General features: G+C 38.6%; 19 protein-coding genes. 12 read left to right on the top strand and 7 right to left on the bottom strand.

Annotation, left to right across the window (positions count from 1 at the left end):
- The first annotated feature begins 42 nt into the window (after window positions 1-42).
- Complete coding sequence (locus ACGHIY_RS01385; protein ID WP_008602988.1) at window positions 43-867, top strand: MetQ/NlpA family ABC transporter substrate-binding protein; 825 nt, start codon at window positions 43-45, stop codon at window positions 865-867.
- A 134-nt stretch (window positions 868-1,001) separates the two neighbouring features.
- On the opposite strand, the gene ACGHIY_RS01390 is transcribed toward ACGHIY_RS01385, so the two are convergent.
- Window positions 1,002-2,825: an ABC transporter ATP-binding protein gene (locus tag ACGHIY_RS01390; protein WP_008602986.1), complete on the bottom strand. Its 1,824-nt coding sequence runs from the start codon at window positions 2,823-2,825 to the stop codon at window positions 1,002-1,004.
- Entirely contained in the window at window positions 2,822-4,693 is a 1,872-nt protein-coding gene (locus ACGHIY_RS01395) for an ABC transporter ATP-binding protein (RefSeq protein ID WP_390525604.1), read from the bottom strand. Before ACGHIY_RS01395 ends, ACGHIY_RS01390 begins: the two co-directional genes overlap by 4 nt.
- 210 nt (window positions 4,694-4,903) lie before the next feature.
- Here ACGHIY_RS01395 and ACGHIY_RS01400 point away from each other — a divergent pair, with 210 nt between their 5' ends.
- The 7 genes from ACGHIY_RS01400 to ACGHIY_RS01430 all read left to right on the top strand — a co-directional run bounded on the left by ACGHIY_RS01400 (window position 4,904) and on the right by ACGHIY_RS01430 (window position 12,660).
- Window positions 4,904-6,370 (top strand): DASS family sodium-coupled anion symporter, encoded by a 1,467-nt coding sequence (locus ACGHIY_RS01400; RefSeq protein WP_008602983.1) that lies wholly within the window; start codon window positions 4,904-4,906, stop codon window positions 6,368-6,370.
- A 259-nt stretch (window positions 6,371-6,629) separates the two neighbouring features.
- Window positions 6,630-7,034, top strand: a complete 405-nt coding sequence (locus ACGHIY_RS01405) for a PACE efflux transporter (protein ID WP_008602981.1) — start codon at window positions 6,630-6,632, stop codon at window positions 7,032-7,034.
- A gap of 59 nt (window positions 7,035-7,093) precedes the next feature.
- Window positions 7,094-7,597 (top strand): ECF transporter S component, encoded by a 504-nt coding sequence (locus ACGHIY_RS01410; protein ID WP_008602979.1) that lies wholly within the window; start codon window positions 7,094-7,096, stop codon window positions 7,595-7,597.
- 152 nt (window positions 7,598-7,749) lie between these two features.
- Window positions 7,750-8,883, top strand: coding sequence for a PLP-dependent aspartate aminotransferase family protein (locus ACGHIY_RS01415; protein ID WP_038125772.1), 1,134 nt, complete (start codon window positions 7,750-7,752; stop codon window positions 8,881-8,883).
- A gap of 10 nt (window positions 8,884-8,893) precedes the next feature.
- Complete coding sequence (locus ACGHIY_RS01420) at window positions 8,894-10,078, top strand: MalY/PatB family protein (protein WP_008602974.1); 1,185 nt, start codon at window positions 8,894-8,896, stop codon at window positions 10,076-10,078.
- 61 nt (window positions 10,079-10,139) lie between these two features.
- On the top strand, window positions 10,140-11,099 hold the full coding sequence (gene metA, locus ACGHIY_RS01425) for a homoserine O-succinyltransferase (protein WP_008602972.1): 960 nt from the start codon (window positions 10,140-10,142) through the stop codon (window positions 11,097-11,099).
- 289 nt (window positions 11,100-11,388) lie between these two features.
- The gene (locus ACGHIY_RS01430) at window positions 11,389-12,660 is read left to right on the top strand and encodes an O-acetylhomoserine aminocarboxypropyltransferase/cysteine synthase family protein (RefSeq protein ID WP_008602970.1); all 1,272 of its coding nucleotides are present in this window, start codon (window positions 11,389-11,391) and stop codon (window positions 12,658-12,660) included.
- A gap of 481 nt (window positions 12,661-13,141) precedes the next feature.
- Here the strand turns inward: ACGHIY_RS01430 and ACGHIY_RS01435 are convergent, their stop codons facing one another.
- Entirely contained in the window at window positions 13,142-13,729 is a 588-nt protein-coding gene (locus ACGHIY_RS01435; protein WP_008602968.1) for a PepSY domain-containing protein, read from the bottom strand.
- A 394-nt stretch (window positions 13,730-14,123) separates the two neighbouring features.
- Between ACGHIY_RS01435 and ACGHIY_RS01440 the strand changes: the two genes are divergently transcribed.
- Entirely contained in the window at window positions 14,124-14,690 is a 567-nt protein-coding gene (locus tag ACGHIY_RS01440; RefSeq protein WP_008602966.1) for a biotin transporter BioY, read from the top strand.
- A gap of 186 nt (window positions 14,691-14,876) precedes the next feature.
- On the opposite strand, the gene ACGHIY_RS01445 is transcribed toward ACGHIY_RS01440, so the two are convergent.
- From ACGHIY_RS01445 to ACGHIY_RS01460, 4 genes are all read right to left on the bottom strand, one after another.
- Window positions 14,877-15,641 (bottom strand): TIGR03943 family putative permease subunit, encoded by a 765-nt coding sequence (locus ACGHIY_RS01445; protein WP_008602964.1) that lies wholly within the window; start codon window positions 15,639-15,641, stop codon window positions 14,877-14,879.
- Between the two features lie 58 nt (window positions 15,642-15,699).
- Window positions 15,700-17,235: a permease gene (locus tag ACGHIY_RS01450; protein WP_021147704.1), complete on the bottom strand. Its 1,536-nt coding sequence runs from the start codon at window positions 17,233-17,235 to the stop codon at window positions 15,700-15,702.
- Entirely contained in the window at window positions 17,232-18,101 is an 870-nt protein-coding gene (locus ACGHIY_RS01455) for a GTP-binding protein (RefSeq protein WP_008602960.1), read from the bottom strand. The genes ACGHIY_RS01450 and ACGHIY_RS01455 overlap by 4 nt, the downstream gene beginning before the upstream one ends.
- A 424-nt stretch (window positions 18,102-18,525) precedes the next feature.
- Complete coding sequence (locus tag ACGHIY_RS01460) at window positions 18,526-19,974, bottom strand: aminoacyl-histidine dipeptidase (RefSeq protein WP_008602959.1); 1,449 nt, start codon at window positions 19,972-19,974, stop codon at window positions 18,526-18,528.
- Window positions 19,975-20,275: 301 nt separating this feature from the next.
- Here ACGHIY_RS01460 and ACGHIY_RS01465 point away from each other — a divergent pair, with 301 nt between their 5' ends.
- The 3 genes from ACGHIY_RS01465 to ACGHIY_RS01475 are packed head-to-tail and all read left to right on the top strand — an operon-like array spanning window position 20,276 to window position 23,519.
- Window positions 20,276-21,727, top strand: a complete 1,452-nt coding sequence (locus ACGHIY_RS01465) for a nicotinate phosphoribosyltransferase (RefSeq protein WP_008602957.1) — start codon at window positions 20,276-20,278, stop codon at window positions 21,725-21,727.
- Between the two features lie 8 nt (window positions 21,728-21,735).
- A complete protein-coding gene (gene nadE / locus ACGHIY_RS01470) occupies window positions 21,736-22,503 on the top strand; it encodes an NAD(+) synthase (RefSeq protein ID WP_008602956.1) in 768 nt (255 codons plus the stop codon).
- A gap of 38 nt (window positions 22,504-22,541) precedes the next feature.
- Window positions 22,542-23,519: an asparaginase gene (locus tag ACGHIY_RS01475; RefSeq protein WP_039965375.1), complete on the top strand. Its 978-nt coding sequence runs from the start codon at window positions 22,542-22,544 to the stop codon at window positions 23,517-23,519.
- Window positions 23,520-23,708: the final 189 nt, after the last annotated feature.

Below are 23,708 nucleotides of genomic sequence, written 5' to 3' on the forward strand. Positions count from 1 at the left end.
GATTTTAGTTATATGGATTGTGAAAGTATAGGAGAATGTACTATGAAATTTAAAAAATTCCTTGCCCTTGGTATGGCATTAGTATTTAGCGTAGCTTTTATCGCAGGTTGTGGTTCTAATAATAGTGATAATGGTGCTAAAAAAGAATTAACCTATAGTAAATCTCAAGGCCCTTATTCTGAATTGTTTGAAAAAGGTGTAAAACCAATTTTAGAAAAACAAGGCTATACCTTCAAAGGTGTAGATATGTCTGACTTGGTACAAGCAGACCAAGTATTGAGTGATGGTGAAGTGGATTTTAATGTTGAACAACATACAGCATACATGAAAAACTTCAACGAAAAACAAAATGGTCATCTTGTAGCATTGACTCCAATTCCAACAGTGCCAGCTGGTATCTTTAGTGGTTCTAAGACATCTTTAGATCAAGTAGCTGATGGCGATACTATTGCAGTTCCTAATGATGCATCTAACATGGCTCGTGCCTATGCGTTGTTGCAAAAAATCGGTTGGATTAAACTTGATCCTAATAAAGACTTAGCGACAGTCACACAAGCAGATATTATTGAAAATCCTAAACATCTTAAATTTACAGAAATGAAGTCCCTTACAATTCCTTCTGTACGTACTGATTTTGATTATATTGTTATTACAGGAGCTATCATTTATAATGCAAAAATTGACCCTAAATCTGCATTGGCAAATGAGGATGTATTGCCACAATGGTTATTACAACTTGTAGTTAACGAGAAAAACAAAGAGGCTCAATGGGCAAAAGATATTGTAGCAGCTTATCATTCTCAAGAATTTAAGGACTACATGGAAAAAAATAATAACGGTTTATGGTTTGTACCAAAAGGTGAATAATTGATAGAAAAACGTACTATACATGTGCACAAATAAAATAACCGCTGATAAGTTACTACTTGTCAGCGGTTATTTTGCCGTTTACAGAATAATCTCAGGAGATTTCCATGTGTAAGATTGATAAAATTATTATTCTATACTGTCATTCCTACAGCATAGTTTTCATATAGTTTTTTATAGTATCCGTTAAGTGCCATGAGTTCATCATGTGTCCCTTGTTCTACAATGGTACCGTTTTCTACCACTAGTAGGAAGTCCGCATTTTTTATTGTAGACAAGCGATGGGCGATAACGATACTAGTTCGACCTTTGAGAAGAGTGTTCATCGCTTTTTGAACCTCTACTTCGGTGCGGGTATCTACGTTAGCCGTTGCTTCGTCAAGGATGAGAATGCTAGGATCGGCTAAGAAAGCCCGAGCGATGGTAATTAATTGGCGTTGACCTTGGGAGAGATCATCACCACCTCGGTTGAGCATCGTATCATATCCATTGGGTAATGTACGGATAAAGTGATCTGCCATGGCAAGCTTTGCGACATACTCAATTTCTTCACGTGTAGCATTTGGTTTGCTGTAGCCAATGTTATCGGCGATAGTACCCGTGAAAATCCAAGCGTCTTGCAATACCATTCCTACCGTATTATGTAAGCTTTCACGAGACAAATCCCGAATATCTACACCGTCAATAGTGATACGACCATTTTTAATGTCATAGAAGCGCATGATGAGATTCACTAATGTAGATTTGCCAGCTCCGGTAGGGCCTACGATGGCTACCATAGAGCCAGCTGGAATGTGAATATTAATATCCTTCATAAACACATTGGACGGTGTATAACCAAAATCAACATGCTCAAAATCAATTGTCCCCGTATGAGCTTGATTACTTGGTTGATTGGCCGTCATAGATGTGTTAGTACTAATAGCGTCTCTATCAGTTTTTGATGAGCTATTGGATAATGTCAATTTTCCATCATCAATTTCAGATGGGGCATCAATTACCTCGTAAATACGGCCTAAGGCTGCAGCGGTTTCTTGGAATTTTGTCATAATATAGGAACTACGAGATAGGGGGTCGGATACCTGACCTACATAGAGGAAGAATGCCTGAATATCCCCAATGGAAATGGACCCACGTAATACCATAAGACCGCCTTGAATAGCGACGAGGCAATAGGTAAATTGATTTAAAAATTTTACGAGAGGCTCTACAAGCTGACTGGTGAAAGCAGCACTTCGCATACTTTTAAATAGATTGTCATTCAGTATATTTACTTGGCGAGTTGTAGTCTCTTCTAGACCAAAGGTTTGAATAATTGGCTTGCCTACAACGATTTCTTCTATGCCACTGTTGAAAGCGCCTAATGCATTCTGATTTCTAAGATACACGCGGCGGGCTCGTTTAGATAGCCACGTTAAGCATACGATACCAATCAGTATGATGACGATGATGGATGTTCCCAAAATCGGACTGATCCAGAGCATCATTGCAGTGGCGCCGATGATTCCGATAATGGCGGACACGAGACCGGGCACACCTTCACCTATCGTTTCAGCAACGGCATCCAAATCAGAGGTTAGACGGCTTAGAAGATCACCACGTTGGTGATCGTGAAAGTATTCGATAGGCAATGAGTATAAGTGAGTACTCATGCGTGTACGCAAGGCGAGCACTGTTTTTGATCCAATAGAGGCCATCATGTATTCGCCGAAGTATGTGAATAAAGCATGACCTCCATAGATGGCAATAAGCCAGAGGATGATTGTATCAATAGAGGCGAATATGGTATTAATGTCTTGGTTTGTTTGTAATCCGCTAATAATAGCATCTACGACCTTGCCAAGTAATACTGGAGCTGATACCTCAAACATAGCTGCTGTGATAAGGGCTAAGATGAGTAGTGCTAGCCAACCCCATTGGCTTTTAGAATCGATCAGGAAACGACGTAATGGGTTCATGCTGTCACCTCCTGAGATGCTAAAATTTGTTTATATACGGTAGAGTTTTCAGCTAACTCATCATGAGTGCCATACCCTGCCACTTGACCTCTGTTGATGATTAAGATGTGGTCTGCCTTTTTTGCAGCACTTACCTTTTGCTCTACAGAGATGAGAGCGGGGCGATTGTCCTTTTGCAATTCCTCATGTAATACGGTGCGAACGGCACGCTCTGTGGTGCCGTCGAGAGCAGAGAAACTATCATCGAATATAAATAAATCTGGTTTGCGCACGAGCGCTCTAGCCATGGCAAGACGTTGGCGTTGACCTCCAGATAGATTAGTGCCACCTTGGGAGATGATATATTGGTAAGCACCTTCAAGGCGACTAATAAATTCATCCGCCTTAGATAATCGGCATGCATTTTCTATATCTTGAACTGAAATATCTTGGCTTGGTGCAGCACCGTAACGGATGTTCATTTCTACAGTCCCTGTAAATAAGTAGGCTTTTTGTGGGACATAACCGATGCGTGAGCGTAAGTCATCTACATTCCATTCATAGATGGATTTGCCTTTGAAGAGAATGTCTCCAGACTCAATGGAGAATAGGCGAGGGATTAGGTTTGTAATCGTACTTTTACCAGAACCAATATCACCCATAATAGCCAATGTTTCACCGTGATGAACGGTAAAGGAAATATTTTCTAAAGCCGGCGATTCTGCATTATCGTAACGGAACGTAACATTGCGAAATTCCAGAAGTGGAGTATCATCGTTTGCCGATGCCGATGCCGATGCCGATGCCGATGCCGATGCCGATGCCGATGCCGATGCCGATGCCGATGCTGATGCCAAATCTATAAAATTTTTACTATCTTTTTGGTTAACTATATAATAGGTGTCTAAATTTGTATTTTTATTATATGGTTCAGGGAATGTATCAGAGTTTTCGTGTTCCAATAATTCTCGAATACGGGTGTAACATACGATAGCTTCGGGTATATCTATGATGACGAAAATAGCCATGAGCATACTTAAGAGGATAAGGTTAGCGTATTCAATAACGGCCATAATGTCACCTATTTGTAGGGATCCTATGCTTACGTTATAGCCTCCGAGCCAAAGGATAGCAACGGTACTCATGTTAAAGAGAATTAATATAGTCGGTAAACCAATAGCAAAGGTTTGGCGTAATCTTTTATTTAGTTGAGCTGTTTCTGTAAAAATTTCTATTTCTTTAGTATTTTCGTAATATCTTCTATTGAAAGCTCGTATAACAGGCATGCCCACAATATGATCACGTACCATATCGGTAATAGTATCTAGTTTTAGTTGTAACGCTTTAATAATAGGTAAGGCGCGACTTTCAATAAAGATTATGGTCAGTATCATGAATGCCATAACAGCGAGGATGACGAGACCTAGTTGCCAGCTCTTATAGAAGGTTAGTCCTAGACCAATACATATCATGAGAGGCATAGGGAGAATCATATTTAAACCTTCTCCTAGAACTGATTGAATTTTCTCAACGTCTCGGCTGGTCCGCATGAGTATGGTGCCTGTACCAAAGTGTGTAAAGTCGCGTAGTGAAAAGGCTTGTATAGCTTTCACCAAATTGTCGCGCAATACCTTGCCTATAGAGGCTGAAATATGAGCGCTCATAGCAACACCTAGGATGGCAGACGATACTGTTAATAGTGCAACGATAAGCATCGTTGCACTAGAGTTAGTAATCATCTCTAAATCACCATGGAGGACACCGTCATTGATGATGGTAGCTGTTAAGGTTGGTATATATAAAGTGCCTGCTACATTGAGTAACGAAAGAAGTGACACAATGATAATAGAGAACCATAAAGGTTTTATATAACTAGAAATTAACTTCATTTCAATCCTTTCGACATATCTTTCGATATATTAGTGATTTTCGATGTTTATATTATATTGTATAAAACCAAAAATATCTAGTAAAAACTATTACTAAAAGTTTAGTATCAATCAATAAGTATTATGACGAATATTATATTTTTACTAAAAATATTCTGCTATACTGTATTAGCAATTTTGCAGTTTTATTTTTAGTAAGGAGTGTTCCTAATGAAGTCGAATTGGAAATTATTCGCACCGCTTGTAGTAGCTATTCTTGTATGGCTCATCGGTGCGCCTGAAGGCCTTAGTCCAAATTCTTGGATTTATGTAAGTATTTTTGCAGGCCTCGTGGTGGGGTTGATTTTAGAACCAATCCCACCTGCTTTTATCGGTATCATTGCTGTTACCGTATCTATGTTATTTAAGGTTGGTCCAGCACCTATTGTAGACAAAGCAACTGGTGTAGCAAAGGCTATTACGGATGCTCAAGCTATCAGCTGGGGGCTTAGCGGTTTCTCTAATGCCATCGTGTGGTTGATATTCGCAGCATTTATGATCGGTATCGGTTATGAAAATTCTGGCCTTGGCCGACGTATTGCATTGTTCCTCGTAGCCAAGCTTGGAAAGTCCTCTTTAGGCCTTGGTTATGCCATTGCTATTACTGACCTTGTGTTGGCTCCATTTATTCCAAGTAATGCGGCTCGTTCTGGTGGTACGATTTATCCAATCGTATCCAGTATTTGTCCGATGTTCGATTCTTATCCAGATAAGAATCCTCGTAAAATTGGTTCTTATTTAAATTGGGTAGCATTGGCAACAACTTGTGTATCTAGTTCTATTTTCTTGACTGGTGCGGCGCCAAATCCATTGGCTCTTGAATTGTCTGCTAAGTCGGGTATCGTAGCTGCCAACTGGGGTACATGGTTCTTAGCATTCTTGCCAGTAGGTATTATTCTATTTATCATTACACCATTGTTGACGTATGTATTCTGCAAACCGGAGGTAAAAGGTTCCCCTGAAATTGCAGCATGGGCAAAGGATGAATATAAGAAATTAGGCTCCATGACACGCAGTGAAATCTTCATGGCCTTGATTTCTGTGTTAGCTCTTGTATTGTGGATTGGTGCTTCTACATTTAAAATCAACCCAACTACAACGGCTTTAATTGTTATTATCTTGATGATTTTTACTAAGATTATGACTTGGCAAGATTTCCTTGCTAACAAACCAGCATGGAATGTTTTGACTTGGTTTGCCACACTTGTGCCTATGGCTTCGGGGCTTAAAAATGTAGGATTCTTGGAATGGCTTGCTAAATCTGCAGGTGGTTCTTTAGTTTCTTTAGATCCAACAATGGCTGTTCTTGGCTTGTTATTAGCATTTTGCTTACTTCGTTACTTCTTTGCTTCTGGCACTGCTTATGTAACAGCTATGGTAGGTTTGTTTGCTACTCTAATTCTTCAGATTCCTGGTGTTGATCCAGCTCAAGTTATGTTGATTCTTTTAGTACCAATGGGGATTATGGGGATTCTTACCCCTTATGGTACTGGTCATAGCCCAATTTGGTTTGCTAGTGGCTATAATAAAGGTCCTGAATTTTGGAAACTAGGTGCTATCTTTGGGATTATCTACCTTGCTATATTCATTGTGGTGGGTATTCCATGGATTCAGTTCGTAATGCCACTTTTAGGATAGGCTTTCCGCCGCCATATGTCTCTCTGCGCTCCATTCGCTGCAAGTCGCTGGACAGACATATGGCGGCTTCTTCTATCTTAAAATAACAATACTCACTTTAGGAAAAGTAAGTCGAGCTTACAGAATACTACGAGTAGCTTTCTTTATATCCGAAAATGGAAAAACTCGATAGAGCTCGACAAATCTAAGAAAATAAATATAATATTGATGTGATAGTAAATATCTTTTTTGGGGTTTCTGATGGAGCTGGTTTATTATTATGTCTGCTACAGAGCGTGTTGTACAGTCGATTTTATATGAGTTAGGCTGTGTTATGATTGGCTGGTCGGTGATGCAGTTTGTTCCTCATGAGGGTCAGCCTCTTGCTTTGATGGTTATTTTTTCCTTACTGGCTATGGTTTGGAATTTTGTGTTTAACTGGATATTTGATAAACTAGTACCAGGTGATCGATTAGCACGAGGTCCTGTAATCCGTACAGTTCATGCGGTGTTGTTTGAAGGTTTGTTTATGCTTGCTACAGTACCGATTATTATGTACATGATGCATATGAGCTTTTGGATGGCCTTTGTTACAGATATAACGATGACATTAGTCATATTAGGTTATACGTATGTTTATAATTGGGTGTATGATCGGGCACGTTTATTATTTGTAGAAGCTTAGTTTTAATATATGAGGTAAGTACCTCTTGAAAAATCTATATCGTATAGTAGGAGGTTCTTATGTCTACAAAATCTATTACAGGTACAGGTCTCTTGTTGGCCGTTGCCTTATTGGCGCAAAGCTTGCGCCTCATGTTTCCATTTATTCCAAACCAGGTGAGTATGTTCCTCATCGGTTCCATTACATCTGCTACATTTGTGCTTGCAACGTGGCGCTATGGTTGGAAGAATGGTCTCGTCATCGCTTGGATTGCTCCGGTAGTGGCGCATTTACAAGGTATGTTACCGCTACCACCGTTCATTTTGATTACGGCTCTTGGTACGACTGCGTATGTATTCGTAGCTCATTGGTTACAACATAAACCAAAGGCATTGCTTATCATTGTGGCGGCTTTGGTAAAAGCTGGTGTACTTTTTGGAGGGTATTCCTTGTTCTTCTCCTTGTTCCAATTTCCACCAAAGATTGTAAATACCATGCTTTTCGTATCTAGTTGGCCGCAATTGGTAACTTCGTCATTAGGTATAATTTTGGCATTACTTATTACAAAACGCACTAAATATTAGGTGAACTTAACTTATAGTTATGACAACCCATTCAAAATATATATGACCTTTTAAGGGCACTCAAGACCTATGAGTGCCCATTTTTGTTGACCGTAATCATTGTCTACTTTTATAATTAATATATTGTATACAAATATGAGGAGTTGATAGGAATGAAATTTAATACAAAATGTGTTCACGGCAGTGGCAAACCAGATAGCACTGGAGCAATTTCCCCTGCAATCTATATGTCTAGTACATTTTCCCATCCAAAGTTGGGGGATACAACAGGTTATCAATATTCGCGCGAGTCTAATCCAACGCGCGACCGTTTGGAACAATTGATAGCTGGCCTTGAAGAAGGTACAGATGCATTGGCATTTTCCTCCGGTATGGCAGCTGTGGACGCAGTATTCCATCTATTCTCCCCTGGGGATCATATCATCTTGGGTGATGATTTGTATGGTGGCTCTATCCGCATGTTCACGAATATTTACGAGCAAAATGGTATCGAGTTTACGTATGTAGGCACTTCTGATCTTGATGCGGTGAAAGCAGCTTTTAAACCGAATACAAAGGCTGTATATATTGAAACACCAACAAATCCTATGATGGAGATAACCGATATTCGTGCACTTTGTGCATTGGCTCACGAACGCAATGCGCTAGTAATCATCGACAATACCTTCTTGAGCCCATACTTCCAAAAACCATTGACCTTGGGTGCCGATATTGTTGTTCATAGTGGTACAAAATTCATCGGTGGTCATCACGATGTAATTTCTGGTTTTACTATTGTAAAAGACGAAGAAATCGCTGCAAAATTGCGTTTAACATATAAAACCGTAGGTGCATGTTTATCTGCTATGGATAGCTGGCTCGTTATTCGCGGTGTAAAAACATTGGCTCTACGCATGGAGCAACATCAAAAGAATGCCATTGCTCTTGCTGAATGGCTAAAAAAACAACCAAAAGTAACTAAAGTTTTGTTCCCAGGCCTTCCAGAACATCCTGGTTATGAAATCAATAAAGCTCAAACAACAGGCTTTGGAGGCATGCTATCCTTTGAAGTAGACAGCGAAGAAACGGCTAAACAAGTATTAGAAGGTATTAAGCTTATTCAATTCGCTGAAAGTCTTGGTGGTACAGAATCCTTGTTGACATATCCTGTAACGCAAACACATCCAGATTTAAAACCGGAAGATGCTGAACGTAAAGGTATTACACGTCGTTTGTTGCGTTTATCTGTAGGGATTGAAGATACAGAAGACTTGATTGCAGATTTGGAACAAGCTTTTAATAAATAAAGGAGTTCCTATGGGACAATATAATTTTGATCAAATTTTAGATAGAACGCACACGAAATCTTTAAAATATGATTTTGCTGTTAAGTGCGGTAAACCAGCTGATGTGTTGCCATTCTGGGTAGCGGATATGGATTTTGAAATTCCCCCTGAATTGAAGCAAATTTTATTGGACCGCGTAAACCATGGTGTGTTTGGTTATACCGAGTCTGATGATGAGTATTTCGATGTGTTGAAAAATTGGTTCGCCACACGTTTCAATTGGACTCCAGAACAAAAATGGCTCGTTAAAACGCCAGGTATAGTATTTGCCTTGGCGATGGCTGTTCGAGCTTTCACCAAGGAGGGTGAGGGCGTGCTCATCAACCAACCGGTGTACTACCCATTTAGTATGGTTATTGACGATAACAATCGCCGTCTTATCAATGTGCCACTCATCAAAGGCGAAGAGAGATATACTATCGATTTTGAAGGCATTGAGCGAGCTATCGTTGAGGAAAATGTTACATTATTCCTCTTGTGTAACCCCCATAATCCGGTAGGACGCGTATGGACTGAGGACGAGTTGAAACGCCTCGGTGATATTTGTATTAAACATAATGTGCTCATTGTAAGCGATGAAATCCATGCAGATTTTGTATGGAAAGGTCATACGCATAAGGTCTTTGCCGCTCTTGGTGAAAGCTATGCAGAACACTGTATTGTATGTACAGCACCTAGTAAGACCTTCAACATTGCAGGCTTACAAGTAAGTAATATTTTCATTCCTAATGATTCCTTACGCCGCCGTTTTATCAAAGAAATCGACCGTGCTGGTTATAGCCAATTGAACACGATGGGGATTGTGGGCTGTGAAGGGGCCTACAAAGTAGGGGCTCCTTGGCTTGATGAATTGAAAGAATATATTCAAGATAATATTCAATTTACCATCGACTATGTAGCAAAATATATGCCAAAGATTCATGTATATCGTCCTGAAGGGACATATCTCATGTGGCTAGATTGCTCTCAATTGCCACTTAGCCCTAAAGAGCGAGACGAATGGATCATCAATGATGCCAAGCTATGGCTCGATACGGGATCTATGTTTGGCGTCGATGGGGAGGATTTTGAACGCATTAATGTTGCTTGTCCTCGTAAAATTTTAAAAGAAGGGCTCGAAGCTTGGCGTTGTGCCTATGAGGCGAGAGGTTTTTAACTAGCTTAGTTAAATTATTTAGATTAGGTTATCAAATTGTTTAGTGTGTAGAGGTGATATTATGCCTATTAAAGTAATAAAAAATTTACCGGCCATTACGAAATTAGCTCAAGAGAATATTTTCGTTATGGATACTGAACGGGCGGAGAATCAACAGATCCGACCTTTGCAAATTTTGCTAGTCAATTTGATGCCTACTAAAGAAGTGACGGAGACGCAAATTTTGCGTGCTCTCAGTAATAGCCCATTGCAAGTTAATTTAACATTGTTGCATACCGCATCTCGTAAGGCTAAAAATACAGATGAACAATATTTAGAAACCTTTTACCGCACCTTTGATGAAGTAAAAGACCAGTTCTTTGATGGTATGATTATTACCGGTGCTCCTGTAGAGTTAATGCCTTTTGAAGAGGTAGACTATTGGTCTGAACTCGTAGAAATCATGAACTGGGGCGAAGAACATGTATATTCGACCTTCTATATATGTTGGGGGGCTCAAGCTGGTTTATATCATCACTTTGGTATTAACAAATCTATTATGGATGAGAAATTATTTGGTGTTTATGAACACGATATTTATAATGATCGACCAGTGCTCATGCGTGGATTCGATGAAAAGTTTTGGATGCCACACTCTCGTCACACCACAGTTTCGTTGCAACAAATTAAGGAAAATCGTGACTTGGAACTTTTGGCTGGGTCTGAACCAACAGGTGCTGCTATCGTTCGTAGCTTAGATAATAAACATATCTTTGTATTTGGTCATGCTGAATACGATTGGGACACACTTAACCGTGAGTACGTGCGGGATATCAAAAAAGGTATGGATATTGCGGTTCCTGAAAACTACTTCCCAGATAATAATCCGAAACAACGTCCCATCGTGCGCTGGCGCTCTGTAAGTACACTTTTATTTACAAACTGGTTAAACTACTATGTATACCAAGAAACACCGTACATCATTGAACAAATCCAAAAAATGAAATTTGAACGGGATAAAAATTTAGGCGCTTACATCTAAATGTAAGTACTTATTTCTAATCTATTGATAGTACTATGTACCCCTAATTACTTCTAACATCTCTTAAGGGAGCTAGTTCTTTGGAAGTAATTAGGGGATTTTATTTCTCATAAATGACTTAGTTCGCTTTAGTGGTTTTGGTAAAAGCTTTTATCCTCCTTTGTCCACCATAGTTTAAAGTTATGGAGAAAAGAATATAAAAAATAGTAGACATAACTTTTAAAGCATAGTAATATACTAGGCATAAAGAACGAACTTAAAATATAGTTAATATAAAGGAGTTATTATAATGAGTAAACAATACAGATTTGAAACATTACAATTACATGCTGGTCATACGGTGGATCCAACAGGTTCTCGTGCAGTACCGATTTATCAAACTACATCTTTCGTATTTAAAGATGCTGAGGAAGCCGCAGGTCGTTTTGCATTGACTAATCCTGGTGGTATTTACTCTCGCCTTGGTAATCCTACTACAGATGTATTGGATGCTCGTGTTGCACAACTTGAAGGCGGTGCTGCTGGTATTGCAGTAGCATCTGGTTCTGCAGCGGTTACGTACTCTATTTTAAATGTAGCAGATGCTGGTGATAATATTGTTGCTGCATCCACATTGTATGGTGGTACTTATAATTTGTTTACTGCTACATTGCCTCGCTTGGGGATTCAAACTAAATTCGTAAATCCGGATCATTTGGAAGAATTTGAAGCAGCTATCGATGAAAAGACTAAAGCCGTTTATATCGAATCTATTGGTAACCCTGGTATTAATCTTATCGATGTACAAGCTATAGCTGATATTGCACATAAGCACAATATCATCTTGATCGTAGATAACACATTTGCATCTCCATACTTATTCCGTCCATTAGAACATGGTGCTGACGTAGTTGTACACTCTGCTACTAAATACCTTGGTGGTCACGGTACAACATTGGCTGGCGTAGTAGTAGAATCTGGTAAATTCGACTATAAAGGTTCTGGTAAATACCCTGGCTTCTCCGAAGGTGACGAACACTACAATGGATTAGTATTTGGTGATTTGCCAATCCCATTCACTGTAAAAATTCGTGCTCAATTACTTCGTGATACTGGTGCATGCATTACTCCACTTGCAGCATGGCAAATCTTGCAAGGTATTGAAACATTGTCCTTGCGCGTAGAACGTCACGTAGAAAATGCTCGTAAAGTAGTAGATTTCTTGAGCAAACATCCTAAGGTAGCATGGGTAAGCTATCCAGAATTAGAAGACAGCAAATACAAAGCATTAGCTGATAAATACTTCCCTAAAGGTGTTGGTGCAGTATTCACATTCGGTGTAAAAGGTGGTAAAGAAGCCGGTATTAAGCTAGTTGATTCTTTGGAAATCTTCTCCAATCTTGCCAACGTAGCAGATGCTAAATCTCTTGTTATCCATCCTGCATCCACAACACATGCACAACTTAACGAAGAACAACAAAAATCTGCTGGCGTAACACCAGATATGATCCGTGTATCCATCGGCCTTGAAAATATCGATGATATCATCGAAGACTTGGCACAAGCTTTAGATAAAGCATAATTTTCGTACCTCTTGTTTGGAAAACTATAGATCAAACCTTCAAAACTTACAAATGATATCCTTAAGCTGAACTTTGCTTAAGAAATAGAACACATAACTATCAAACCTATAAAACTTATGCAAAAGGCCTCCCACTGGGAGGCTTTTTTGTTATTAGTGTGTTGTTGTCTTTATAAGAATGAAATGTTGTGTAGGTGTAATACAACCTTGATAGAATGGGCATAAAAAGACCTTGGATTTAATGATCCAAGGTCTTTAAGGGAGTATAGTGTGTGTAACGTTTGGTCTGTGGTGTGTGCACAGACCGTTTTCCTATTGTGTGAGATAGGATGTTAGGGAGCCCGTGGTTAGTGTTACGGGCTCTCTGAGAGTGTGTTAGAGAGTGTATCCAAAGAATACAGTGTGTATAGTATGTGTGTTATATGTGTAGTGTGTCATCTAAGTGGGTTAGGATAGGGTTTCACTTGATGAAATGAAAATCTTAGTATTTTGTGTTTTTAACTTTAGCGCTAATAACTTTGCCGGATGTAGCGTCTACTTTAACTTCAGCATTTTTACCGCCGCCAGTTGTCATATCAAATTCATATACAACTCTGCCGTTTTCACGTTCAACAGTCCAATCCATAGTTTGGAAATCAGAACCAACTTTTTCCATAGCTTTTGTTTCAGCTACTTCAGGAATGATGATGTTTTGAACGTTAATTGTTTTAGAAGCTTTGGAGTAACCTTTTACTTCTTTACCAACGATTTGACCAGATGCTTCGTCTACTTTAAGCTCTACTTCACGGTTGCCATAATAACCTTCTACTTCATAGTAAGGATTATGTTTTGCATCATAGGAAATAGATTTTACAGTAGCGCCAGGGAATTGTTGTTGGAATACTGTAACAGCGCCCATATAGTCAACAGAATAGTTAGCTTGTGCGGATGGAGCAACGCTACCAACACCATTCCAGTTGCTATGGTTGTTGTAACCATGGTTGCTAGCTGCACCAACTACACCTGCTAATAATACTGTACTAACGCCAAATGCACATAGTACTTTGGATACTTTCTTAACATTTTTCATAAGCAATGCCTCCTGATACCAAATTATAATTTTCGTTTAGTTACGATTTTGTGAAAGTAGATTTTACTCAATCTACTTATGTATAATTTAATATTATTGTATGAAAATAAGGTGAAATTAGATGATTTTTGTATGAAGATGAGTATATCTTTTAGTTATTATGAACTATTGATAATAACTATTAGCTATAGTCAAAATTAAAAAGTACTAAAAACATAGTATATATAGTATTAGACTATATAGTAAACTAAAAGTCAACCATTATAGTTGACAATTAAAAATACAAGTGCTTTAATTTAGATAGTTAGTAGTTTGTTTCCGTGTTATCTTGGACTTTTATTCTCCATTGATAGCACAAATTCCTGCTTAGGTCTGTTATGAATGGAGGTATACCATGAGCTCTACTGTATCAAAACAAACTCGCATTACCACCCGTCAGTTAACGATGACAGCACTCTTTGTGGCGCTAATCGCGGTTGGTGCTTTCATACGGGTCCCATTACCGAATTGTCCGTTTACATTGCAAATCTTATTTACTACATTAGCGGGCATTGTTTTAGGTAGTCGTTTAGGTGCCGCTAGTGTTGGCATTTATATTGTACTAGGCCTTGTTGGGGTTCCTATTTTTACATCTGGTGGAGGTCCTAGTTATATTTTGCAACCTACCTTTGGTTATTTAATTGGCTTTATGGTTGGTGCGTATGCAGTAGGACGCATTGCAGAGACAATGGATACACTATCGTTCAAACGTTTGCTAGCCGGATCCATATTAAATCTATTTATTGTATATGGTCTTGGCATGGTGTACCTATACTTTATTATGAATCTGTATTTAGGTAAGCCGATTGGTGTGGAAGCTGTCATTATTACTTGCTTCCTAATCCCAGTTGGCCCAGACATTTTCTTGTGCGCTGTAGCAGCATCTCTTGGCAAGAGAATTATTAAAGAATTACAGCACTAATAGAACGTTTTAATAACTATTATAATTAGAATAACTAGAATAAGTATAATAATTATTATAATTATTATAAGGCATCAATTTGTTGTAGATTCATATAGACATTGAATTATAAAATATAGGTTATTTTATTTAACAGAATCATTCCTATTAAAAACGAGGCGTTAAGCCTCGTTTTTTATGTAATTCTTAAGGGTATACATAGCCTAATATAGGTTCTGCAGATTTGATTTTTGTAATCTCTACATATGGTTGTTTACGACCGTGGAAGTCTCGCGTAGAAACCTTTCCTTCAATCGATACCCATTGTTCATTTTGTAAGCTATCACCATCTGTTTTATAGGCTGTCATGCCAATAGGGGCAACGTCAGCAATACAACAAGCCATAGCCATACGAGAAATAGTAAATTCGTTAGATTTTAATGTATTATCTTCGCGGTTCACATAGCCTGTCATATAAACTGTGTAGTCTTTATATTGATCCGCATTAGATCCAACTTTTACAATGGTTTGATAGAAATTGTCTGAGTTCAAAACGATTTCTTTTTTGTCCTTGGAAATTCCTGGCTCTTTACTTTCACTGTTAACGGTGACAACCTCTCCAATAGCATCGTTTGTAAAGTCAAAATTGTTAGTATCATCGTTTACACGAGCGGCACCATGAACGCCTGTTGATGGTACAAGAACAGGAGGAACGATGAGCAACATAATAGGAATAATAATTGGAACGATAGATTTCCAGTTATGTTTGTAGTATTTTGACGGAGCCCAAATAATCGTCGCTAAACCGCCTAAAATAAGGGCAACGCCACTAATACCTAGTAAAAGTTCATAACGAGGTGCAATATAGTTCAAATAACGACCTGTCACAATGAGGTAAATACAACAGATACCTAAGATGAGATACAATAGACCTTTCACGATAGAAAAGCGATCTTTCAGTCCTAATGTCATGAAATCATCTCCTTTTAATTAATTAAGAACTGAGATAATGATTATAAAAATTTGTAAATTAGCTAAGAAAGAATTTGAATACTAATGCTGCTATATAGGACATAACGGCAATCGTTATACTTAATCGTATGATAAATGAGGTAGGCATATATTGTTTTAATATATATACGTTTTTGATATCTAACATCGGACCTAAGATGAGAAAGCCCATTACGGAACTAATAGGAAATAAGGTGCTCAAGGATTTACCGATGATGGCATCTGATGTAGAGCAGATTGAAAAGAAGAATGCTAACATCAGCAAAATTGGAATGGCTGTAAATTCTGGCAAGGTTAATCCTGCGTTGAGAAGCCAAGGCTTGCCATACACTTGAACTATAGATAGTACAGTTGCCGCCATGGAAAAATAGAATAAGAGTTGAGAAAACTCTCGTTCCATATGGACTAACAATCTTTTTTTATCGATATGTTTAGTTTTAGTTGTTTCTAAAACGATTTCTTCGTAGCTAAGATTCTGTGGTGTTCTTGCTTTCAAAATAGATGTGGCTGGAGGCCAAAATCGGAACGATAGGGCTACTAACAAGGCAACACCTAGTCCTAAAACGATACGCCATACGGAGAGCATGGGATTGTCAGGAAACGCATACCATGTAGAAAGAATGGTGATAGGGTTGATAATCGGGCTAGCGAGCATAAATAAAAGAGCTACTGATAAAGGGATGCCTCGATCTATTAGCGCCTTGAATAAGGGGATGATGGCACAGTCACAAATTGGCAAGGCAAAGCCACTGACCATAGCAGCCCCATAGCTTTTCAAAGAATGGTCACCTAACAGTTTTAGTAATACTCGTTGTGGTACGAAATAGCGAATAATCGTTGAGCCTACCGTGCCTAATAAAAGGAATGGAATGGCCTCGATGATGAGGCCCGTGATTATGGCGAAGCATTGGTGAATGGAATAGGGGATGTCATGGCGAAAAGCTGTGACCAACAGTATATAGGTTGTAATACCAATAACTAATAGATTAGGAATGAGTCCCCATGTGGAATTCCGGCACAGTTGTTCTACTTTTTCTGGTGTAGGAGCTGTTATAATTTTAGCCTCTCCGTTGTAGGTACGTAGTAAAGCGTGATGTGTATTGGATTCTGTGATAATACAATCTGCACTATACAATTGACTCATTACATCATTACCTAAACCAGGGAGTATGGTTGAGACAAATTGATCGGTACAAATATACAATACCTTTTCTACTTGTAATAGGTGGCTTAATATATCGCTATATAGTAAGGCTTCTAGTTGATGAAAGCTTACCATGCCATTCCACTCAATCCATAGCTCTTTTGGCTGTAGTCGTTTTAAATAATCCCCGATTTTACAGGCTATCAATTCGTAAGACTTGATATCGCTAGGAACAATGGCACTGAGTTCATCCGCATTGAGTTGTAAGGGCTCTTTGATGAGAGGTTCACTGCCTTCTTCGGCGCTGATTATTGCGGTACCGCCTAGCTTTTTACGGTATTGTAATTGTTCGTTTATGAACGTGCTTTTACCGGATCCAATAAACCCTGTAACGATATAAACTGGTATCATGATTGACACACTTCGTTATGTACCATTGGTACATTAAAATCTGTGCCGATAACGACTAAACTATAGTCATTAGTTTCACTAGGTGAAAGCGAACAGTAATGAGTGCCGTATTGGAGTTCGTGAGGACCTTCCGTGGTTGGTACAATCCCTTTGGCACGAAGCACTGTATCAGGCATGCCTTCTAAAATGGTTTTCCATTGTGCAAGACTAAGGGTGCGCAAATCCTTAAAGGTATGACTCATAAATAAATGTTCATCGTGTAAGCAGTGATCATCATGACAATGATACAGGCGCTTGATGTAATCACGCAAACCAATGGTATCCCATGCTTCTTCATGAATTGGTGTATGTGGCGCGAGGTCGCGAATCATACGTTTTGTAATGCTTGTCTGTTGAATATCTTCTGTATGGCTCAAAAAAATCGCATCACTATGAGTGATTTGATCCTTGAAGAAAAGACCAAAATTTTTGATAAACATTGGTGCTTGCATAGCATCGACAGTCGTTATCGATGCGTGAATGTAAGCAGATTTTGCAATGTCCTCGTCGTTACAAGTATGGATGATTTCACTGAGCTTGCTAACACCTGATGGCTCGATGTAGATCATATCGATTTTGTAATTTTGCAGAATATCAAGTAGTGCTTGTTGGAAATTTCCTTGTAAGCTACAGCAAATACAGCCAGATGTTACTTCACGGACTGTGGCCCCTGTTTTTGCAAGATTAGCAGCATCGAGGCTAGTTTCACCAAAATCGTTTTCTATAATAAGAATTTTATCTTTCGATGTATGTTCTTTTAGTATATGTTGTAAGAATGTTGTTTTTCCAGAACCTAGAAATCCGGATATGATAACTATTGGAATCATATATACCTCCTGCGTAATGTAAACACAGTATACACCTATAGGATAACACAGAAAATACTCTATGGGGTATATGGAAACTAGCAAGTTTATCAGAGTTTAACAGCCTTCTCTGAAATTTATAGATTATATACTATATATGAGTATACTGGCACATGTAGTTGATATTCATAATTATTTATAAATAAAACGATGCATTCCATGTTGTTCATATATGAAAGAATACTCCTGTATGAATAAATATTTATTTATGTAGTTGAAAAATTTTTATGAAAAAAATCCCTCCTACAAGATAATTCAGTTGGAGAGATGGCTGAATTACTTGTAGGAGGGTTGGAGAGTCACTATTACATGGGTCTCGTAACTTGATGTGTTATTTGCTTATAGTATAACAAATTATACATCAAAAATATAGTAATTATTTATTTTATTGTAATTTTGCTAATAATGCTTTGAGGTACACATATACATTTTCAACAGAAGGTAAATGAACGCGTTCTGATGGTGTATGAGGACTTACGATAGTAGGCCCAAAGCTAATCATTTGTGTATTTGGCAATACGCCTTTTAACAAACCACATTCGAGACCTGCGTGAATAGCATTTACATTAGCTGGTGTATCGAACATTTCGTTATGCAAGGAAATCGCTTGTTCTTCCAATTTTGAGCCTTTGTCGTATTCCCATGCTGGATATCCACCTGTACGCTCTGCAGCTACGCCAAGTGCTTTTGCAAGAAGCATCATTTTTTTCGTTAAGAATTCAAGACTATTGCTATTGGAACTACGAATAGAAATGAGTATTTCAATGGTATGTTGATTTTCACGTACGATAGCAATATTATTAGATGTTTCTACAAGGTTTGGGATAGACTTACTTACAGAATGAACCCCATCTTGTGCAAGATAGATATATGTAATAAGTGCTTCTGTTGTGTCTTCTGCATATACTATTTCAGGAGTAGGAACATCTTCAACTACAAATGTAAGGCCTGGATCCTGTACGCTATATTCGTGTTGGTATTGTTTTTCTTGGTATGCGAGCAATGTTTTAATGGCTGCCACATCTTCAGAGCGTACGGATAGTACAGCTACTGCCTTAGACGGAATTGCATTATGTTTTACGCCACCTTCAAAAGACGCTAAGCTAATAGGATATTGTTGTTGAATATCATAGAGTACACGGGTTAACACTTGGTTTGCATTGGCTCGTTGCTCGTTGATTTCGATGCCAGAGTGCCCCCCTTTAAGGCCGGTTACTGTAATGGATAAGCCCGCATCATAGCCTAGTTGATTGTTATCGCGTAACAATGGAATTTTTACATGTACGTGGCAACCGCCAGCACAACTAACGGTGAAGTCATGTTCTACCTCTGTATCCAGGTTGAGTAAGTAGTCACCAGTTACTTGACCTTCTTTAATGGCAAAGGCACCATCCATACCAGTTTCTTCGTTGGTAGTGAATAATAATTGCATTGGTCCATGTTGTTGGCTTTCATCTTCAAGGAGAGCAAGCATCATAGCAGCGCCCATGCCATTATCGGCACCTAATGTTGTATGGTCTGCGTGCATCCATTCGCCTTCGATGATATTGGCAATTGGATCTTTAGAGAAGTCGTGGTTAGAGTCATGGTCTTTAACACAAACCATATCAATATGACCTTGTAAAATGATGGATGGACGGTTTTCATAACCTGGAGATGCAGCTTTTTTGATAACTACATTAAAGATTTCGTCTTGATGAACTTCAAGACCTAAATTTTTAGCAAAGTTCACGATGTAATCGCTGATGCCTTTTTCATTGCCGGACTCACGAGGGATTTGGCTCATTTCTTTAAAAATTTCTAATACGCGTTTTGCTTGAACGATTGTTTCCATAATGGTACCTTTCATTCTCATGTAAAATAGATATGTATGTATTATTGAAAGCTTTTAAAACAATATAAAATAAAATATTATGGCGTAATGGTCGCTTGTTTTACAGTCTAGACTAGCTTCTTTCATACATACGAACTATATAAATTATTGTTGTATATATATAGTTATATCACAATAAAGATTATTAGGATAGCTTATGCTAGGTGCTAGCTATATAGGAATAATATTGTATAATGAGGGTATACGAATAACGAATAACAATTAACTAAATTTCTATAGATCTTAGAAGGTTGGTGAACTAATGCAACATGAAAGCCGCAATATTAGCATGCTTATGGATTTTTATGAGATGACTATGGCACATGGCTACTTTACAAAATTAAAAAATGTGGATCGCGTCGCATTTGATGTTTTTTTTAGACGTAATCCAGACAAGGGCGGTTTTGCTATTTTTGGTGGTCTCGAACAAATCGTTGAGTACATTTTAAATTTACACTTTGATGAAAGTGATATCTCTTATTTACGGAGTCAGGGTATTTTTAGTGAAGAATTTTTAGCTTATTTAAAAGATTTCTCTTTCACTGGTGATGTATATGCCTTCCCAGAAGGTTCTATCATCTATCCTAATGAACCTGTAATTACAATTGTGGCGCCTCTCATAGATGCACAAATCATAGAAACTGCAGTGCTTACTATGATGAACCATCAATCCCTTATCGCCACAAAAGCTAATCGCATTGTTCGCGCTGCGGATGGGCGTATTGTGGCTGACTTTGGTGCTCGTCGTGCACATAATGTAGACGCTGCTGTATATGGTGCAAGAGCCGCTTACATTGGTGGTGTTCAGTCCACTGCAACCGTTTTAGCAGGGCAACAATTTGGCATTCCTGTCAGCGGGACCATGGCACATAGCTGGGTTATGTACTATGGTTCTGAATACGATGCTTTTAAAGCCTATGCCGAAGTGTATCCAGATAATGCAGTATTCCTAGTTGATACTTATGATGTGTTAAACTCTGGCGTGCCCAATGCTATTAAGGTAGCAAAGGATGTATTAGAGCCAATGGGGAAACGCTTAAAAGGAATTCGCCTAGATTCTGGTGACCTTGCGTATTTGGCGAAAAAAGCGCGGCGCATGCTAGATGATGCAGGCTTAGAAGATTGTAAAATCATGGCATCTAATAGTCTAGATGAGTATACAATCACATCTTTGCTCATACAAGGTGGCCCTATTGATATTTTTGGTGTAGGGGAACGCCTCATTACCTCTAAGAGTGACCCCGTATTTGGTGCGGTATATAAAATTGCTAGCATCGAGAAAGATGGTATGTGGGAACCTCGTATCAAGATTTCTGAAAGTGTAGAAAAAATTACTAATCCAGGTCTTAAAAAGGTATATCGTGTTTATAATGATAAAGGTCGTGCGATTGCAGATCTATTAACATTGTTGAGAGAGGTACCTGATACAGAGGAACCATATCGTTATATCGATCCTGAGCAACCTTGGCGTGAATTATATTTTGAAAATTGTACTTTTAAAGAGATGAAGCAGCTTATTATCAAGGATGGTAAATTAGTTGTGAACTTACCGACCCTAGAGGAAATTCGAGCATATGTGCAAGATCAATTAGCTAATGAAATTTGGCCTGAAGAGCAACGCTTTGAAAATCCACATCGTCACTACCTTGATATGAGTCCTAGCTACTATCAATTGAAGATGGATTTATTGAACCGTATTTATCGGAAAAAGTAGGAGGGCCTATGTTAGAAAATCCACAAGCTACAAAGGATGCCCTCATTCAATGGATTCGAGATTATTTTGGTAAAAATGGTCCTAACTGTAGTGCTGTAGTTGGTATTTCAGGTGGTAAGGACTCGACTATCGTGGCAGCTCTTTGCAAAGAAGCTCTCGGTGCAGATCGCGTAGTTGGTGTTCTTATGCCAAATGGAGTGCAATCGGATATTGATGATGCTCAGACAGTGGTAAATCATTTAGGAATTCCGCACATGACGGTCAATATTGGTGCTGCCTATGAGGCGCTAACTCATGCTATCGTTCAGGCTAAGGGGTATGATGCTGTAACGGGGAGAGCCGATTTATCTAAAGATGCTGCCATTAATACCCCGCCTCGTCTCCGGATGGCAACTCTCTATGCAATAGGACAAAATTTACCAAATGGTGCTCGTGTAGCAAATACTTGTAATGGATCTGAAGACTACGTAGGATACTCTACAAAATACGGAGATAGTGCAGGTGATTTTAGCCCTCTCGCACAACTCGTAGTAGAAGAAGTTCGTCAAATAGGAAAACTTCTTGATATTCCATTGCACCTAGTTGATAAGGTGCCAAGTGATGGTCTCAGCGGTCAGTCCGATGAGGATAAATTAGGATTTACCTATGCTATATTGGATCATTATATTAGAACTGGGAAAATTGAAGATCAAGCAACAAAAGAGCGAATCGATTATCTGAATCGAATTAATAAGCATAAATTAGAGTTGATGCCGTCATTTGACCCAAACCTTTAATTGATAGGGTGAAAATCTTGATTTATAGTGGAGGCAATATGGAGACAAAAATCGCTTTGATTGGTACTGGAGGAACTATTGCTGGAAAAGGTACTTCAAATACGGATTTAACAGGTTATACGGCAGGGGTGTTAGGCCTTGACGAAATTTTAGCCTCTGTACCTGGCACAAAACCGTATGGTCCTTATACATATGCTCAGTTTAGTAATATTGAAAGCTCCGATATTACCGTAAATCACTGGTTAGAACTTTCTAAGTTGGTGCAAAAATTGGTTAACCGAGATGATATCGGTGGTGTTGTCATTACTCATGGCACAGATAGCATGGAGGAGACAGCATATTTTCTGAATCTGACAGTTCATACAGACAAGCCAATTGTTATTACTGGATCTATGAGACCTGCAGGTGCTATTAGTGCAGACGGGCCAATTAATTTATTGCAAGCAATCCAAGTAGCGAGGACGCCATCGTCTGTAGGTAAAGGTGTGGTAGTCGTATTAAATGGCTACATTGATGGGGCAAGGGATGTATCTAAATGCAACACTACTAATGTAGCGACTTTTGATAGTCCATTAGTGGGACATCTTGGTATTGTACAAGATGGTATTGCCCACTATTATAAAGCGTCTACTCGACGCCATACGCAAGACTCTGTATTTGATGTGAGTAAATTATCTGAGTTGCCTCGTGTAGTTATAATGACTTGCTACGGTGGTATGGATGATATGGTGCCTATGAGTGTAGTTGCTACAAATCCTGACGGTTTGATCTTAACAGGGCTTGGTCATGGTACAATTCCACAAAATGTACGTCAGATTACACAGAATGCAAAATTTCCAACGGTACGTGCTTCTCGTACTGGTAGTGGCATGGTATCTGCAGTGCCACAAGATGCACTGGCAAACTATCTCGTATGTGATACTTTAAGTCCACAAAAAGCTCGTATTCTATTGATGCTAGGGCTTACAAAAACTAAAAATCTTAAAAAGTTACAACAATTCTTCCATGAATATTAAAGGCACATAATACTCATGGAACATATGAAACATAATAATTCTTTGAATCTAATAATTAATTTGAAAAATTTGAGAAAATATTTCAAATTTTAATTTGATATTCATTTTCAAAAATTATACTATATGTAACAGTTTTATATGCAATAAACCGCACATTCCGATCGCCTAGGATGTGCGGTTTTTCATTTG

This window comes from Veillonella parvula (genome assembly GCF_042850485.1).
GTDB lineage: Bacteria > Bacillota > Negativicutes > Veillonellales > Veillonellaceae > Veillonella > Veillonella parvula_Q.

Bases quoted from the DNA above. Each gene is read 5' to 3' on its own strand.
- ACGHIY_RS01385 (WP_008602988.1), top strand. From the start codon at position 43: ATGAAATTTAAAAAATTCCTTGCCCTTGGTATGGCATTAGTATTTAGC.
- ACGHIY_RS01390 (WP_008602986.1), bottom strand. From the start codon at position 2,825: ATGAACCCATTACGTCGTTTCCTGATCGATTCTAAAAGCCAATGGGGT.
- ACGHIY_RS01395 (WP_390525604.1), bottom strand. From the start codon at position 4,693: ATGAAGTTAATTTCTAGTTATATAAAACCTTTATGGTTCTCTATTATC.
- ACGHIY_RS01400 (WP_008602983.1), top strand. From the start codon at position 4,904: ATGAAGTCGAATTGGAAATTATTCGCACCGCTTGTAGTAGCTATTCTT.
- ACGHIY_RS01405 (WP_008602981.1), top strand. From the start codon at position 6,630: ATGTCTGCTACAGAGCGTGTTGTACAGTCGATTTTATATGAGTTAGGC.
- ACGHIY_RS01410 (WP_008602979.1), top strand. From the start codon at position 7,094: ATGTCTACAAAATCTATTACAGGTACAGGTCTCTTGTTGGCCGTTGCC.
- ACGHIY_RS01415 (WP_038125772.1), top strand. From the start codon at position 7,750: ATGAAATTTAATACAAAATGTGTTCACGGCAGTGGCAAACCAGATAGC.
- ACGHIY_RS01420 (WP_008602974.1), top strand. From the start codon at position 8,894: ATGGGACAATATAATTTTGATCAAATTTTAGATAGAACGCACACGAAA.
- metA (WP_008602972.1), top strand. From the start codon at position 10,140: ATGCCTATTAAAGTAATAAAAAATTTACCGGCCATTACGAAATTAGCT.
- ACGHIY_RS01430 (WP_008602970.1), top strand. From the start codon at position 11,389: ATGAGTAAACAATACAGATTTGAAACATTACAATTACATGCTGGTCAT.
- ACGHIY_RS01435 (WP_008602968.1), bottom strand. From the start codon at position 13,729: ATGAAAAATGTTAAGAAAGTATCCAAAGTACTATGTGCATTTGGCGTT.
- ACGHIY_RS01440 (WP_008602966.1), top strand. From the start codon at position 14,124: ATGAGCTCTACTGTATCAAAACAAACTCGCATTACCACCCGTCAGTTA.
- ACGHIY_RS01445 (WP_008602964.1), bottom strand. From the start codon at position 15,641: ATGACATTAGGACTGAAAGATCGCTTTTCTATCGTGAAAGGTCTATTG.
- ACGHIY_RS01450 (WP_021147704.1), bottom strand. From the start codon at position 17,235: ATGATACCAGTTTATATCGTTACAGGGTTTATTGGATCCGGTAAAAGC.
- ACGHIY_RS01455 (WP_008602960.1), bottom strand. From the start codon at position 18,101: ATGATTCCAATAGTTATCATATCCGGATTTCTAGGTTCTGGAAAAACA.
- ACGHIY_RS01460 (WP_008602959.1), bottom strand. From the start codon at position 19,974: ATGGAAACAATCGTTCAAGCAAAACGCGTATTAGAAATTTTTAAAGAA.
- ACGHIY_RS01465 (WP_008602957.1), top strand. From the start codon at position 20,276: ATGCAACATGAAAGCCGCAATATTAGCATGCTTATGGATTTTTATGAG.
- nadE (WP_008602956.1), top strand. From the start codon at position 21,736: ATGTTAGAAAATCCACAAGCTACAAAGGATGCCCTCATTCAATGGATT.
- ACGHIY_RS01475 (WP_039965375.1), top strand. From the start codon at position 22,542: ATGGAGACAAAAATCGCTTTGATTGGTACTGGAGGAACTATTGCTGGA.